This is a genomic window from Enterococcus sp. MSG3299, assembly GCF_050555765.1.
In the GTDB taxonomy this organism is placed as follows: Bacteria; Bacillota; Bacilli; order Lactobacillales; family Enterococcaceae; genus Enterococcus; species Enterococcus faecalis.
Map to the genome: position 1 here is coordinate 2,225,755 of NZ_CP187869.1, position 15,328 is coordinate 2,241,082.

Below are 15,328 nucleotides of genomic sequence, written 5' to 3' on the forward strand. Positions count from 1 at the left end.
AGGAGTGACTTAAATAAACCCTGATAAAAGAAAACACACTCATCCTAGGACAGAATGAGTGCGTGAAAAATCAAAGTAAATCGGCATTTCCCTGCGACAGTACTAACTGCATCAGGTTCAATGGGTATCATCTCAGCCATAACAGCACCCCAAATGTTTTTTATTAAAATGTACTTTTACTATAGCATAGAATAATTATAAAAACTAGTCTTGGCACTTTTTTCTTTCATCAAAAGCTGAAGAAATCAAACAATTTTGTAAGATAACTGTTAGGCAAATAAATGGTTGGTTTTTATGAACTTTGTTATATTGTTCTTTATGAAAGAGAGGCGTTTATACTATGGGTAAAACATTAACTGGCTTTCATTTGAAAGTCATTGGGGTTATTTCAATGGTCTTTGACCATCTATTGCAATTTTTTAGTTTTTTAGGCGTGCCTGGTTGGTTCGGATGGATTGGACGAATTGCTGCACCTATTTTCTTATTTGAAAGTTCTGAAGGCTTCATTCACACAAGCAATCGGCGAAAATACATGTTCCGGTTATTGTTAGGCTTCTGGATTATGGGGATTCTGAACGGCATTTTAAATGCGTATTTTTCAACAGGTGGCTTAATTATCAATAATATTTTTGGGACGTTATTTTTAGGTACGGTCTACATGCAGTCTATGGACTATTTTAAACAAAAACAAATTGGTAAAGGGCTTCTTTGGTTTATTGTGCCTTTATTAATCAGTGCTCTACCTCTCGTTGTTTTTAGTTCTCCAGACATATTAAGCAACCCTGCTATCTTAATTGGTTTCCAAATTTTCAATCTGATTGTGCCATCACTAATGATGACAGAAGGTGGGTTTTTATTTGTTCTCTTGGCCGTGGCTTTTTATTTATTCCATGGCAAAAAGTGGTTACAAATTTCAGCAATTGGCGTTGTTGCGTTAATTTCAGCAGCCAGCTATAATTTCCAAGAACTATTCGGGGTGAACCACCAATGGATGATGATTTTAGCAGCGATTCCAATTGTTCTTTATAATGGTGAAAAAGGCCGTGGCATGCGGAATTTCTTTTATATTTTCTATCCAGCTCACATTGCTATTTTTGCAATTATTAGTTTCTTCATGCAACGTTAATTATTTTCTGCTTGACGATTGCCTAAAAACTGTTTACAATGCAACATGTAAACAAATCGTACAGATAACACGCAAGTTGCGTGTCGAGAGAGAGGCGGTTTCTATTCTTATAGAAACTGCTTCTATTTTTTTACGAAAAAATGAAAACTATAGAGGTGATTAAATGGAACAAAAAAACGTACGATTATTCCCTGCCGTTTTAGCGACAGGAATTATGTCTTTTGCTGGCGTATTAATTGAAACAGCAATGAATGTAACCTTTCCAACATTAACAAAGGAATTTGGTGTTTCCACCGGTACCGTGCAGTGGGTGACAACGATTTATTTATTAGTTATTTCTATCATGGTGCCCTTATCCAATTATTTATTAAAAACCTATTCGTTAAGACGCTTATTTATTGTTGCGAATCTTTTCTTTTTGATTGGTTTAGCGATTGATGTCTATTCGCCATCTTTCAGTATCTTGTTATTAGGCCGACTCTTCCAAGGGGCTAGCACTGGGATTGCTTTGCCACTGATGTTTCATATTATTTTGAACTTTACCCCGCTGGAAAAACGGGGAACGATGATGGGGGTAGGCACATTGACCACTTCAATTGCTCCAGCCATTGGTCCAACGTATGGTGGAATCTTAACATCTTCCCTGTCTTGGCACGCCATCTTTTTATTCTTAATTCCTGTTTTACTACTTTCTTTGTTTATGGGATTATCTGCTATTCCAGAAATACCTGTTAAAAAAACCACCACTCTTGATTTGGTTAGTTTAATTGGTATTGCCCTGTTATTTAGTGGTTTGTTGATGTTTTTAAGTAAAATTGGCACATTGTTTGGCTGGCTTTCACTTCTGGCAGCCGTTATTGGCTTTGTTATTTTTTATAAACGAGCAACGACCGCTGAACAGCCACTAGTACGTTTGACAATTTTAAAAAATCCCGCCTTCGTTTTATTTTTATGTGGCTTTTTAGTTTGTCAATTCTTATTGTTAGGTATTTCCTTTGTCTTACCAAACTTTGTTCAAATCGTCCTTGGAAAAAATGCGTTTGTAGCTGGGCTAGTCATGCTGCCAGGTGCTACAGTCGGGGCCATTTTGGCACCACTTTCTGGACGAGTGTTGGATCAATACGGCGCTAAAAAACCTATATTATTTGGCTTAAGTTTGGCGACAATCGGTTGGCTAGCTTTAACAATTTTACTAGAGATGCCTGTTTTATTAGGATTCGTCGCTGGACATGTTACCTATATGATTGGTCTAGGTTTTGCATACAGTAATATGATGACGACTGGTATGAGCTTGTTAGAGGAGAAAGATTTTGGCGACGGCAATACGTTATTTAATACACTTCAACAATTTTCTGGCGCTATTGCGACGGCCATTGTAGCGACGATTATTAATATCGCTCAAGACCACGCAGATAATTTTGCTCAGGGGACAACGATGGGCTCCCTCATTTCTCTGATTTTCTTGTTAACCTTATTAGCAATTGTTTTAATTGCTTGCTGGAATTATTTCCGCAAAAAAGCTTAAAAAAAGCAGCTGGTCAGTTCCATAGTGACCAGCTGCTTTTTTTAGTTTTCTAAAGATAGTTGTTTTTTTTTTCTTCTTGCTTCCGAATATAAAGTACGAACAAGACAGCAATTAGCACGATAAAGCCACCAAAAATCGGTGTATATGTTACTGATAAATGATCTGTGACCATCCCACCTGTCATTGAGCCAACGGTAATCCCAATATTAAAGGCTGCAATATTAAAAGCTGAGGCCAAAGTGATATCTTCTGGAACATACTTTTCCGCTAATTCTACAACATATAGTTGTAAACCAGGTACATTCATAAAGGCAAATAGACCCAACATCAAACTTGCTAATAAGCCTAGAAGACTGTTATCCATTAAAACAGTAATGAATAAAAAGACTAAGGACAGAATTAATAAGCTAAACATTTTTACTAACGAATCTAAAGGTTTTTTATTTGCCCAGTGACCACCTACTGTATTGCCAATTGCGACCATTATGCCATAAACAACTAAAATAATCACTACCGCGTTGGCTGAAAAGCCTAAATTTTCCAATAACGGTGACAAGTACGTATATGCAGCAAACGTTCCACCATAACCAAAAGCAGTAATTAGAAAAGATAAAACGAGGGGTTTGTTCGTAAAAATCCGCGTGATTCCTTTTAAGTCAACCTTCCCTGGTATCGGTAAATTTTTGGGAACTAAAAAATAACTAGCAATCAGTCCCACCAAGCCAATACTGGCTATAAAAAGAAAGGACATATGCCAAGCTGTTTGTTGCCCAATAAACGTCCCTAAAGGTACACCAGTCACTGTTGCAACCGTTAAGCCTGTAAACATAATAGCAATGGCGCTGGCACGACGTGATGGCGGCACAACATCTGCGGCGATGACAGTCGAAACAGACATGAAAATGCCATGCGCCAATGCAGAAAGTATCCGCCCTACCAATAAAATAATAAACGTTGGCGCAAACGCAGCAATTAAATTCCCACTAATGAAAAGAAGCATAATCCCCAGCATTAATGAGCGACGATTCCATTTTCCTGTCAAAATTGTTAATAACGGCGCCCCAATCGTCACACCTAAAGCGTATAAAGAAACAGTCAAACCTGCTTGGGAAAGACTAATATGAAAACTTTTAACAATCATTGGTAATAAACCCACACTAATAAATTCTGTTGAACCGATTGCGAAAGCATTGATAGCTAATGCAAAGAGCGTTAAATTTGGTGAAATTTTCTTTTCCATTCTCTTCCTCCTAAAAAACATTTGAATTTCAACAAAAATTACTATATACTAAGATTGAATTTTTGATAAGTACCTACTTTTTTGTATCATAGGTACCTTTTAGTAACTTTTGTTTATTATCAACCTATTAAGGAGGAATGTTTTTTGGAAACTCGTACATATGCGATTGGTGTCGAAGCAACGATGGATGTTATTGGCGGCAAATGGAAACCAATTATTCTGTGTAATTTACGGCACGGTGCCATGCGCCCCAGCGATTTAAAACGCGGCATTACTGGCATTAGTCAAAAAATGCTGACACAACAATTACGGGAACTCGAAGAAGACAACATTATCGAGCGGAAAGTTTACAACCAAGTTCCACCAAAAGTCGAATATTATTTAAGCGATTATGGTCAAAGCCTCTCTGCTGTCTTAGATAACTTATGTAATTGGGGAGAATCCCACGTGGCTCATTTGCAAGAACAAGGCCAAGAAATTTATTTAAAATGTGAAGATTAGTGAATAAAACGTTTATAAACTATATTAAGAGGGAACTTTAAGCTATTTAAAGCCTGGGGAAAAATCATTTTAGATTTTTCCCCAGGCTCTTCTTATGCTTTAATAACTTGAATATCTTGCGTTAATTGGGCCCAATGATTAGTAGGTCCGTGGCCATGTCCAACAGAAATTGCTTGGCTAATGGCCTCTTGTATAAACTGTTTGCCAATCACAATCGCCGCTTCTAACGGCGTGCCTTTTGCTAATTCGGCTGCGATACACGCTGAAAAAGTATCTCCTGTTCCATGAGTATTTTTCGTTACAATTCGTGGTGCACTTAGCCAAAAGCTCGAACCGTCTTCCATTAACACATAATCAGCCGCTTGTTGATTTGTGCTATGTCCGCCTTTCATAATAATATTTTTTGTGCCCAATTGCTGTAATTTTTTTGCTGCGGTTTGCATTTCTTGCTCTGTCTTGATGGTCGTCTCTAGTAAAACTTCCGCTTCTGGTAAATTAGGTGTCACGACCGTTGCTAATGGCAACAGTTGCTCTTTAATCGTTTGAACTGCCTCGGCTTCTAACAAATGATGTCCACCTTTAGCCACCATTACAGGATCGACAATCAACGGACCAAAATCAACTTTCTGCAAATTGCGAACAACAGCTTCGACACGCTCACTATCTGCTAACATCCCCGTTTTCGCTGCCCCAATTTTAAAATCAGCCGCCAGTGATTGAAATTGTGCATCAATAAATGAACTAGGAATCGGTAAGCTATCTTGCACGCCATACGTATTTTGTGCCGTCAATGCAATGACAATATTTAAGCCAAATGCCTGCCGTGCTTGAAATGTTTTTAAATCTGCTTGCATGCCAGCTCCCCCACCAGAATCAGAACCAGCAATCGTGACTACTTGTGGGGTCAAATTATATTCGGTCATTTTCTCACCTCCAACATTCGCTCCGTTACACGCATCAACCCTTGAACTTTCTCGGTTATCTGTTCAGCCAGCATAATTTCACTGACCAGTGAAACACCAGCCACTCCCGTTCCCATAAGTTGTTCTATATTTTCTTCTTTGATTCCACCAATCGCTACAACAGGAATCGTGACTGCTGCGGCAATTTCAGAAAGTGTCTGCAAAGAAGTTAACGGACTGTCCTTAGTCGTTGTGGGGAAAATTGCGCCCACGCCTAAATAATCGGCGCCCTCGTTTTCCGCTTCAACTCCTCGTGCCACCGTTTTGGCTGAAACACCTACGATTTTTGTGGACCCAACCAGTTTTCGCACAAGAGCAACCGGTAATTCATCATCCCCTATATGCACACCTGCCGCATCCACTGCCAAGCAAATATCGACACGATCATTAATAATCAACGGAATCTGATACGCATCTGTTACCGCTTTAACTTTCACTGCTAATTCGTAAAAGCGCCGTGTTGACACTTCCTTTTCGCGCAGTTGGACCAATGTCACTCCACTGCGACAAGCAGTTTCAATTCGGTTTAAAAATTCAGTATCACTAAAATCATACCGACCTGTCACCAAATAAACTTTCAATTGCTCTCTCATAGCACTCGTCCTTTCACCGCCTCAAACCAATCCTTCTCCTTCATTAAAAGAGATAACTGATTTAACGTATTTTGGCGAAAATCGGCCAGCCCTTGGCTCTTAGTCTTGGCTTTTTCTCCGCAAAGATTAAAATAGCTCACTGCGGCTACTGCCGCAGTCATTGGCGCGTTGCCTTCACCTAATAAAGCGGCAACTAATGCGCCGACTAAATCGCCCGTGCCAGTGAAACAATCCAACTCAGGAACACCATTTTGTAAGACAATCACTTGCTCTTGGCTAACCAAGACATCTTGAATCCCTGTTGCTAAAAATACCGTCTGGGGAAACTTTTGCGTTTGTTGACGTAAAGCCTGAATCAGTTCCTCAATTGCTTCTTCACTTTGATCCAAAGGGCTGCCATCCACTCCTCGGCCATGACTCACCAACTGGCAAAAAGTCCGCATTTCTGAAAGATTCCCTTTCACAACGGTTGGCTGATTGTGCACCAGCTTTTCCCCGACTTCACTCCGAATATCACTGGCGCCATAACCGACTAAATCGACTACGGTCGGTTTATTCACTTGCCGAGCATAATCACTAGCTGCTAACAAGCTTTGCTCTCGTTCTTGTGATAAATGGCCTAAATTCAAAACCAAAGCACTGGTTTGCTGAAACAACTGCGGAAATTCCCGGGGATCATCTGCCATAATGGGTTTAGCATCAATATAAAGTAATGCATTCGCCATAGACTCACACGTAATTTCATTCGTAATGCACTGAATTAATGGTGCCGTTGTCAGTGGAAAAATCGTTTCAAACTTAACGCTTGTTTTCATAAAAGTACCCTCCCAAAAATAATTCCTGTGTTTGTTTAAATACCCGAGTTTCTTTCAGTTTTACTAAGACAAGCCAAGCAATCACTGAACCAATCAGTGTGGCACCAATAAATCGTGGTGTATAAATGAACCAATAAAAATTCTGCTTACTGCCAGTAAACCAAACCATTACAGGATAGGACAATAACGAGCCAATGATGCCTGTCCCAAAAATTTCCCCTAGCATCGACCAGCCTAATTTTTGTCCCCATTGATAAAATAAACCAGCAAAAAACGCGCCAAAGACGGCACCTGTTAACGCTAATGGCGGAATACCTAAGAATGTCATACGGATTAAGCCGCAGACAAGTGCCATGATCGTTCCGTAAAGAGGACCTAATAAAACTCCGGCAATAATGTTCATGACACTGGACATAGGGGCCATTCCCTCAATTCGCATTAACGGCGATAATACGACGTCCATCGCAATCATTAAAGCTAGTAACGTAACTCTGTGGATTCGATTTTTTTCCACGTAAAAAAACTCCTTTCTGCGAGAAGCAAAAGGAGGCGCGACTGAAAAAGACAGAAAAACCCAACCACAAATAAACGTAGTTGGGTGCAATAATCGGTCAAAATTTCAAGACATTTCCCTGCGCCAGTCCTAACTGTTTCAGGTTCCATGGGTATAATCTCAGCTAATAGCACCCCAAATGTTTCTCTTCAATTGGCTTTAGTATAGCATAGTTTTTTGGAAGCGACTACTAAAATTGCCAAAGAGTTTTCCCACAAAAACAGAAAAAACGTCATGCCCAAAAAGTTCGATTTTTTGGGCATGACGTTTTTCATACTTTCGTTTGTCTTATTTTTTAGAATCCTGGCATTCCTTTGGTGTATTTACCTAAAGTTGCTTCGGTTTCTTTTTCAATTTTTACTAACGCATCGTTGACAGCCATAATGACTAAATCTTGTAACATATCAACGTCTTCAGGATCAACCACGTCTTCTTTAATGGTCAAATCTTTCATTGTGCGATCACCAGTAAAGGTCGCTGTCACAAGTTGATTGGTTGCCTCACCGATAAATTCTTTTTCATTTAGCGCTTCTTGCGCTTTGGCCATTTCTTTTTGCATTTTTTGTACTTGTTTCATCATGCCTTGCATGTTGCCCATTCCTCGCATCATAATTCCTCGACTCCTTCATATTAATCATCTAGTACTTCGACAAGCTCTTCACCAAACATAGCGATTGCTTCATCTACTACTGGATTTTCTTGTGAATGTTCATTTGTTACAGGCGGTTCGTCCGCTAGACGAGCCATTTCATTTTCAGGTTCAGAATGATTCAAACTGCCCTGATTTTGGTTAATAAAACTTTGTCTTAGTTTTGGCCAGCTTTCTCTAGTAATGCAGACCATCTCTGGTGTATAGTCCATCAAACGGCTTAAATTATTATTGAAAGCTAACTGCATCTCTTCATCGTCTGTTGCACGAGCACAAACAATCTCATAGTCAAATGCCACCACGATGCCCTTAGGACTCGCTGCGACAGGTTCACTAGCTTTGAGCATCGCTCGTTGAGTCACAGATAATGTTTGCAGTAAGTCTTCCCAGACATTTTTCACATTCATTAAATGTGTTCTAGTCGCTTCGTTTAAGACTTGATATACCCGTTCTGTGGGTACACGGAACGAACTTTTTGTCGCTTGTGGTCGTGCTTGTTGACGTGGCGCATCTGCTTCTTTGGCAGCTACACCGTGTTTCTTTAATTCAGCCAGTTCTTTCTTCAGTTGCCCGATTTGATTTTGTAAATCTGCTAATTCTGGATTTCCCTCTGCACTACCATCTTGATTAGTTGTTTCTGGCGTGTTGTGTTTATTGGGTTGCACCGTTTTAGCTAATTTGACAGTGGCTACTTCCAGATAGATATTCGCATTGTTGGTAAAGCGGATCTCATTTTGTGTGTCACTTAAAATTTGGATTAGTTGGTAGATTTTTTCAGCAGGCGTTTGTGTAGCTAGTTCCTTAAATGCTTCTGTCAAAGTGCCTGCTTTTTCTGCTAATAACTTCGGTGCTTGCTGATACATCAGTAAATTTCGACAATATAATAACAAATCTTCTAAGAAACGGCGCGCTTCTTTGCCTTCGCCTAAAATACTTTCCAAACCTTCTAATGCTCGTTCAACATCACCAGCGACACAACACTGAATATAATGATCCATCATTTCATAGGTTAGGCTGCCTGTCACTTGCATTGCATCTTCCAGTGTTACTTTTTCATCACTAAATGAAATCGTTTGATCCAAGATACTCAAGGCATCTCGCATCCCACCTTCCGCAGCACGCCCAATCACATAAAGGGCTTGTTCCTCATAATCGAGAGCCATTTCCTGCATGATATGGGCCATATGATCGACGATATCTTGCGTACTAATTCGCTTAAAATCAAAGCGTTGCGTCCGTGAGATAATCGTTAACGGAATCTTGTGTGGTTCAGTCGTTGCTAAGATAAAAATAACATTTTGTGGCGGTTCTTCCAAGGTTTTTAAAAGTGCATTGAACGCGCCTGTTGATAGCATATGAACTTCATCAATAATATAAACTTTGTACTCGGCTTGTGTCGGTGCATACTTTGCTTTATCACGAATATCACGGATTTCTTCCACGCCATTATTACTCGCCGCATCAATTTCAATGACATCATTTAAACGACCTTCCGTAATGGCTACACAGGTTTCACAAACATTACAAGGTTCACCATCTTGACTATGTTTACAGTTAATCGCTTTAGCGAAAATTTTTGCGGCACTGGTTTTACCTGTACCACGAGGGCCAGTAAATAAATAGGCATGAGATGTTTTCTTTTGCACTATCGCATTTTTCAGTGTCTGAGTAATTGCTTTTTGTCCTACTACGTCATCGAAACGTTGTGAACGCCAGACCCGATAAAGTGCTTGATAAGCCATTTTTTACCCTCCCTTATTTTTCATTCTTATCTATTATACGTGATTTTTAGTCATTCGGCATCTTTTTTCTTTTAATGAGTCACTGGCGCAACCATTGCTAAAAAAGCCGCTTTTCCTTCACTTGTTTCTGCAAACGCACTGGCTTCTTTTAATCGCTGTTGATACGCTGAAGCGACAGTTTCAAGTGCCTGCGTTTTCTGGTTGTTCCAAGTCGTTAAACCTTGGACTTCTGCTAACGTTAACGAAGGCTTTGCTTGAGGTCGACTAAAAATTAAGTCCATGACATATAAAAGTTCTTTTCGTCGGGCAACGATTTGTATCTCATCCGTTGGCAGTTTTAGCATTTGCCATTGCTCAAAAATATCATTTGCGGCTTGGGCAACTTCTGACGCATTCGGTCCCTCTAGGCGAAATGTCGCAACTGGCCAATTCACCATTCCTGCGTTGATTAAAGGATAGTTAGCTAACTCAACATATTCTGAAATGCTCGCTTCGGCTAATGGAAATTGTTGCAAACCCGTTTGATAATAGACATGCTCATTTTGTTCAAAGTCAGCATCAATCCCAGCAAAATAATGAGGAAAGACCTCAACAATTTTCAACAATTGCTGAAAAGTCTTAACTGAACGTTTCGCTGCCTGATGTTTTTCAAACGCAATCACACCTTGTTGCTGATATTGTGCCTGTTTTACAAAGGAAAACCCCCAGCTTTCGCCATCTAAGTTCATTCGAATCACTCGATGGTTCGTAGTCGCAGGAAATTGCTGACTTCCCTGGTAGCCTTCTGTTGCCATGCACCATTCACAGCGGGGATAGCTTTGTGCAGAGAGCGTTGCTTTTGACGCCTCACTGTGGACCTTATTTGCTAAAAAATCACCATAGACTGTTGAAAAAACAACAGGTTCTTCCTGTTCAATGACCGTACCGTTTTTTTGACAAAGTTGGTAAAAATACTCGGTAGCCTCTTGTGGCTCTTTAGCATAATGTTGTGCAAAAAAAGCATTAACCACAGAAGGTGGCGGTGTTAACAAATCCATCAATTGCACCATGAACTGTTCTTTTTGTTGCTCTGTTTTTACAAGTTGGTTGGCACTCGCAACTTGACACAATTGTTCCGCCAAATCAGCGGCGGGTGTTGCCACAGGCCGTATGTCTACTTCGCCTAATTCTTGTTCACCAATCATTGATAATAAACGGTTCTGAAGATATAAGCGATCCAATTCCATCCAACCACCTGCTTGAATAGCAAGTGTGGTAAAATCGGCAATCCTTTGACTCGTGGTCATCGATTCATTCCTCCTATTACTTTTCTTGATATCCATGTGGATGAGCTTGGTGCCATTGCCAAGCGGTGGCGATAATGTCCTTGACCTCAGTTACTTCTGGTTGCCAGCCTAAAACTCGTTTGGCTTTTTCACTAGAAGCAATTAACGTACTAGGATCCCCTGCTCGGCGTGGCGCGATTGTCGCAGGAATTTCTTGACCTGTCACTTCGCGAGCAGTATCTAACATTTCTTTAACAGAATAGCCGTTGTTGCTTCCCAAGTTAAAGACGTCACTTTCGCCGCCATTTTTCAAGTATTCTAAAGCCAAAATATGTGCTGCAATCAAGTCTTCAATGTAAACATAATCTCGAATGCACGTGCCATCTGGTGTATCATAATCATCCCCAAAAATACTTAGCTCTGCTCGTTGGCTTAATGCCACTTGTAAAATAATTGGCACAATATGCGTTTCTGGCGTGTGATCCTCACCAATTGAGGCATCTTTTTTTGCTCCTGCAACATTAAAATAACGCAAAGCAACATATTTCATTCCATAAGCGTTGTCGCACCATTTCATGATTTTTTCCATCATTAATTTACTTTCCCCATACGGGTTTTTAGGATTCGTTGGTGTTTCTTCTGTAATAGGCATTGCTTTTGGTTCGCCATAAGTGGCCGCTGTGGAAGAAAAAACAATATGTTTCACTCCAAATTCTTGCATGACTTCCAAGGCAATTTGAGTGCCGTGAACATTGTTATTGAAATACATTAACGGTTTCTCCACGGATTCTCCTACTAAAGAATTGGCCGCAAAGTGCAACACCCCTTCAATTGATTCTTTTTCAAAGACGCTACGTAAAAAAGCTTTATCACGAATATCGCCTTCATAGAAAGTCGCTTGTTCATGAACTGCTGAACGATGCCCCGTTAATAAATTATCAACAACAACAACGGCATATCCTTTTGAAATTAATTGATCAACGGCATGTGAGCCGATGTAGCCTGCGCCACCTAATACTAAAATAGACATAAATACGCTCCTTTTACTCCCTAATTTCTTTTTCTATTGTACCATTAAATAAGGTTTACTTCTGAATTATTTCATTTTGTAAACAGGATTTAATTTGGCCATTTCTCCTTATTCATTTTTCCTATAAAAATACAGAAAAGACTTGGTAAATTTTAACAAATCTCTAAATTAGTCGTAGAGTTTATGAAAAATCATTGTAACTATTGGATTTTTTTGCTTTTTTCCGTCATAATAGAAACAAATACAATTTGAAAGAAGGAATGAACGATGAAAAAATTTGTATCAGGTATGTTAGTCGGTACTGCTATCACAGTTGCTGCTTTAGCCGGTGTGGCTACAACTATTAAAAAAACAGTCATTGATCCAATTGAAGAAAAAGAAGATATGATTGAAGAAAACCGTAAAAAAGCGATGCGTAAACGTATTGCACGTTAAAAAATAGCTGTGACGTTGAGATAAAAAATCTAACGCCAAGAAATCAACAGAAGCGCTTCTGGCTCTGTTGATTCTCTTAAGCATAACAAGTGGTCATCCATCAAAGCGATGGATGACCACTTGTTATGCTTTCTTTTTTACCAAAGGAGCTGACTATTTTTCTTAACTATTAAAAATAGTAGCAGCAATCCGATCCATATCACGCATATTCCAAGGATCCACACCAGGACGAGCTGCAGCGGCTGTTAACCAATGAATACCTTCTGTTGGAATACCACAACTAAAAAGGCCTGTCGCCACCTGTCCACCTTTTGTGATGACTTGATTCGTGGCAGGCACAATCAAGAGTGCGCCTGTTTTGACTATTTGACCATCAGCTAATGCCAGTTGATGAAGCGTAGCTAGCTTATCGGCTAACAACTGCCTCGTTAAAGGATTCAAACTTTTTTCATTATTAACTTTGGGAATGCGTGCTTCAATTAAAAAGTGACTATTATACCGATTTTCCGGAAATAAATTAGCATAAGTAATAAATTGACCCGCTTTCATTTCGACACGCATTTCTGGCCCCAGAATCGTGACTAATCCCAGTTCAACTAACGCCTGTAGCTCTTCTGTTCTTTCAACAGAAGGTCCCACTGACAAAAAGGTATTCAACGGGGTAAACCAATGCCACAACCACTTTTGACTCTCGTCATTCGTTAATAACCCTTCATCCAAAACAAAGCGAATCTGATCTCTTAAATCTTTTAAACTGTCTAAAGCAGTGGTCAAAGGACCGCTAAGATTGCCTTTCTCTGCTTCTTGAATATCCCATTTTAAATACTCTAGTAAAAACGAACGAAAACTTTCATGAGTAGTTTTCTTTGTTTCAGGATGTTCTAACGCTTGCCAATCAAACCAATCTTGTTTTTCAAAGTGGGCTAAGCTTTCCGGCGCTCCCTTGGTTTGAATAAACAGCTGTTGAAAGGCCTCTTTAGAAAGATGCGGATATTTTTCTTCGATTAAGCAAGTGTAATACACATATTCCACTTCTTTTTTTAAATACCCAAAAAACTCTGCGCCTGTAACCTGTCCTTTTTTACGACATTCAGCTAAATACGTTTCGGTTAAAAAAACAGGCTGATAGGTTTCCCCGTAGCCTTTTTGATTATTCCCTCGAGAATGAGAAGGAAAACCGCGACCAGAACCAGCAATAATAATGGGCTCTCTTCCAGAAGGTTCATAACGTAAGCGGCCATTTTGACGAGAAAAAACACCCCCGCGGCCAATCGTCAAGGCAGATAAATAGTCAAAAAATGCCAAACCTAAGCCTTTTAACACAACGGGTTGTTTTGCAGGTATATTGGCAAGTGCCAATAAAGCATCCGCCGCATTTTTAGGAGAAGAATAAAACAAACGATGCTCCTTGGCGTAGTCCGCAAGCTCTTGTTCAACAGTCGTTAATTCATTTTCTTGGTGACCCAAAGCTAAAATTACTTTGTCTGCCGTAAACTCAATGGATTGAGTATACACATAATAGTTATCCTCTCCTGCCCGCACAGCAGTTACTGGCTCTTTAAAAAACGTCAGCGATGTTTGTTCGTTACACCTCGTGGCTAAATACGTATAAAACCATTTTTGGTACATGCCATAAAAAGCCCTCGAGCAGTGATCATTCGGTCCAAGGCGATGACATTCTTTCAACAACTCAAGATAATTATAGGGTTGTTGCTGTTGAATGTACTGCGCAGCTTCTGTTTGGGTCCATTCATAGAGAGTGGGGCCCTTGACAATTGGTCCTTCGCCACTAAAAGATTCATCTGTAAATAAAGTGACTTGGCTAATCACGGTGTTCATTAATAAATAATTAGGTTGCTCTGCTCGCCAAATTTTCCCACCTGGACCGTATGGATCAAACAATGTGAGCTGAACATTTATTTCCGTTTTACGAGCCCATTCAATGACTCGTTCTGCAGCTGATAAGCCTCTGGGTCCAGCACCTACAATTGCAATTTTCATCCAATCACCTACTCTATTTTTCTAATAATTCTTTTAAGACAACTGCTTGATTATGCACTGTATCTTTCGCCCCATAGACCAGCGTGACTACTGGCTGGTTTTTTACAATCGTCTGTAACTGCTTAAATGCTGTGGCAGTTGGCTCATGTTTCAATTCTTCTTGGTATTTTTGTTTAAACTCAGGATATTTATTTGCTTCATGATTAAACCATTTCCGTAGCTCTGTACTTGGGGCCACTTCTTTGAGCCATTCATCTAACTTTTCAGATTCCTTGGATTTTCCTCGTGGCCAAATACGGTCAACTAAAACACGGTAGCCATCTTGCTCTGTCGGTGCTTCATATGCTCGCTTGATTTGAATCATCTGCCTTCACCTCTTCTCTTTATTGTAGCTCAAAAAGTGAGGACTGACAAAAAGCAACATCTCTATTAAGCTTTCCTATACAAAAAGAGTTGGTCTCATGAAGACCAACTCTTTTTGTTATTAACTATTTCTCTTTTTCACTTTCCCAGTCCAGCCATCATAGCCGCCTTTTAAAATATAAATATCAGTATAGCCATTTTTGCGTAATAAATTAGCTGCTCGGATACTTAAAGCTTTCTTTTGATCATAAAGATAAACAGGTTGATCCTTACGAAGAGAACCAATTGTTGTTTTTAACATGCTGTATGGCATGCTGCGCGCCCCTAAAATATGCCCAGCATCAAATGTATCTTTTTCACGAACGTCAATCACTTGTGCTTTACGCATTGTTTCTTTAAATTCTTCTTCCGTCAGCATTTTTGCTGAACGTTTCACCATAATTTTCAAATATAATTCATTGAATACCATCGCTAGTACAATAACTAGCAAAATGCCATTGATTACCCATAAAATACTCATTCTAAAAA

Annotated in this window: 16 protein-coding genes and 2 riboswitches; of the genes, 4 read left to right on the forward strand and 12 right to left on the reverse strand. The window is 39.7% G+C overall.

Annotation, left to right across the window (positions count from 1 at the left end; genetic code table 11):
* Positions 1–71: 71 nt before the first annotated feature.
* A riboswitch (TPP riboswitch) is annotated at positions 72–162 on the reverse strand.
* A gap of 178 nt (positions 163–340) precedes the next feature.
* Together IGL23_RS10775 and IGL23_RS10780 are read left to right on the forward strand one after the other, a co-directional pair.
* Positions 341–1,126 (forward strand): TraX family protein, encoded by a 786-nt coding sequence (locus IGL23_RS10775; RefSeq protein ID WP_002356353.1) that lies wholly within the window; start codon positions 341–343, stop codon positions 1,124–1,126.
* 163 nt (positions 1,127–1,289) lie between these two features.
* Complete coding sequence (locus tag IGL23_RS10780) at positions 1,290–2,651, forward strand: MFS transporter (protein ID WP_033594406.1); 1,362 nt, start codon at positions 1,290–1,292, stop codon at positions 2,649–2,651.
* 49 nt (positions 2,652–2,700) lie between these two features.
* Here IGL23_RS10780 and IGL23_RS10785 read toward each other — a convergent pair whose 3' ends face one another.
* On the reverse strand, positions 2,701–3,891 hold the full coding sequence (locus IGL23_RS10785; RefSeq protein ID WP_104869716.1) for an MFS transporter: 1,191 nt from the start codon (positions 3,889–3,891) through the stop codon (positions 2,701–2,703).
* A gap of 144 nt (positions 3,892–4,035) precedes the next feature.
* On the opposite strand from IGL23_RS10785, the gene IGL23_RS10790 reads away from it, so the two are divergent.
* Positions 4,036–4,392 carry a winged helix-turn-helix transcriptional regulator gene (locus IGL23_RS10790; protein ID WP_002356348.1) on the forward strand — a complete coding sequence of 119 codons (357 nt, stop codon included), beginning with the start codon at positions 4,036–4,038 and terminating at the stop codon, positions 4,390–4,392.
* A 92-nt stretch (positions 4,393–4,484) separates the two neighbouring features.
* Here the strand turns inward: IGL23_RS10790 and thiD are convergent, their stop codons facing one another.
* The 8 genes from thiD to galE all read right to left on the reverse strand — a co-directional run bounded on the left by thiD (position 4,485) and on the right by galE (position 12,001).
* The gene (gene thiD / locus IGL23_RS10795; RefSeq protein ID WP_033595393.1) at positions 4,485–5,315 is read right to left on the reverse strand and encodes a bifunctional hydroxymethylpyrimidine kinase/phosphomethylpyrimidine kinase; all 831 of its coding nucleotides are present in this window, start codon (positions 5,313–5,315) and stop codon (positions 4,485–4,487) included.
* Positions 5,312–5,947, reverse strand: coding sequence for a thiamine phosphate synthase (gene thiE / locus IGL23_RS10800; protein WP_002374033.1), 636 nt, complete (start codon positions 5,945–5,947; stop codon positions 5,312–5,314). The genes thiD and thiE overlap by 4 nt, the downstream gene beginning before the upstream one ends.
* Positions 5,944–6,762, reverse strand: coding sequence for a hydroxyethylthiazole kinase (locus IGL23_RS10805; protein ID WP_002359422.1), 819 nt, complete (start codon positions 6,760–6,762; stop codon positions 5,944–5,946). The genes thiE and IGL23_RS10805 overlap by 4 nt, the downstream gene beginning before the upstream one ends.
* Complete coding sequence (gene thiW / locus IGL23_RS10810) at positions 6,746–7,234, reverse strand: energy coupling factor transporter S component ThiW (protein WP_002376474.1); 489 nt, start codon at positions 7,232–7,234, stop codon at positions 6,746–6,748. The genes IGL23_RS10805 and thiW overlap by 17 nt, the downstream gene beginning before the upstream one ends.
* A 140-nt stretch (positions 7,235–7,374) precedes the next feature.
* Positions 7,375–7,463: riboswitch (TPP riboswitch) on the reverse strand.
* Positions 7,464–7,610: 147 nt separating this feature from the next.
* A complete protein-coding gene (locus IGL23_RS10815) occupies positions 7,611–7,925 on the reverse strand; it encodes a YbaB/EbfC family nucleoid-associated protein (RefSeq protein ID WP_002382484.1) in 315 nt (104 codons plus the stop codon).
* A gap of 20 nt (positions 7,926–7,945) precedes the next feature.
* Positions 7,946–9,706, reverse strand: coding sequence for a DNA polymerase III subunit gamma/tau (dnaX, locus tag IGL23_RS10820; protein WP_002359419.1), 1,761 nt, complete (start codon positions 9,704–9,706; stop codon positions 7,946–7,948).
* Positions 9,707–9,777: 71 nt separating this feature from the next.
* Complete coding sequence (locus tag IGL23_RS10825; protein WP_025190106.1) at positions 9,778–11,028, reverse strand: UDP-glucose--hexose-1-phosphate uridylyltransferase; 1,251 nt, start codon at positions 11,026–11,028, stop codon at positions 9,778–9,780.
* The gene (galE, locus tag IGL23_RS10830) at positions 11,009–12,001 is read right to left on the reverse strand and encodes a UDP-glucose 4-epimerase GalE (RefSeq protein ID WP_430619652.1); all 993 of its coding nucleotides are present in this window, start codon (positions 11,999–12,001) and stop codon (positions 11,009–11,011) included. Before galE ends, IGL23_RS10825 begins: the two co-directional genes overlap by 20 nt.
* Positions 12,002–12,268: 267 nt before the next feature.
* Between galE and IGL23_RS10835 the strand changes: the two genes are divergently transcribed.
* Positions 12,269–12,436, forward strand: coding sequence for a DUF3042 family protein (locus IGL23_RS10835; protein ID WP_002356337.1), 168 nt, complete (start codon positions 12,269–12,271; stop codon positions 12,434–12,436).
* A 162-nt stretch (positions 12,437–12,598) separates the two neighbouring features.
* Here the strand turns inward: IGL23_RS10835 and IGL23_RS10840 are convergent, their stop codons facing one another.
* The 3 genes from IGL23_RS10840 to IGL23_RS10850 all read right to left on the reverse strand — a co-directional run bounded on the left by IGL23_RS10840 (position 12,599) and on the right by IGL23_RS10850 (position 15,320).
* Positions 12,599–14,437, reverse strand: coding sequence for an FAD/NAD(P)-binding protein (locus IGL23_RS10840; protein ID WP_033595529.1), 1,839 nt, complete (start codon positions 14,435–14,437; stop codon positions 12,599–12,601).
* Positions 14,438–14,450: 13 nt separating this feature from the next.
* Positions 14,451–14,801, reverse strand: coding sequence for a DUF488 domain-containing protein (locus tag IGL23_RS10845; protein ID WP_002359411.1), 351 nt, complete (start codon positions 14,799–14,801; stop codon positions 14,451–14,453).
* 120 nt (positions 14,802–14,921) lie between these two features.
* The gene (locus IGL23_RS10850) at positions 14,922–15,320 is read right to left on the reverse strand and encodes a rhodanese-like domain-containing protein (protein ID WP_002356334.1); all 399 of its coding nucleotides are present in this window, start codon (positions 15,318–15,320) and stop codon (positions 14,922–14,924) included.
* Positions 15,321–15,328: the final 8 nt, after the last annotated feature.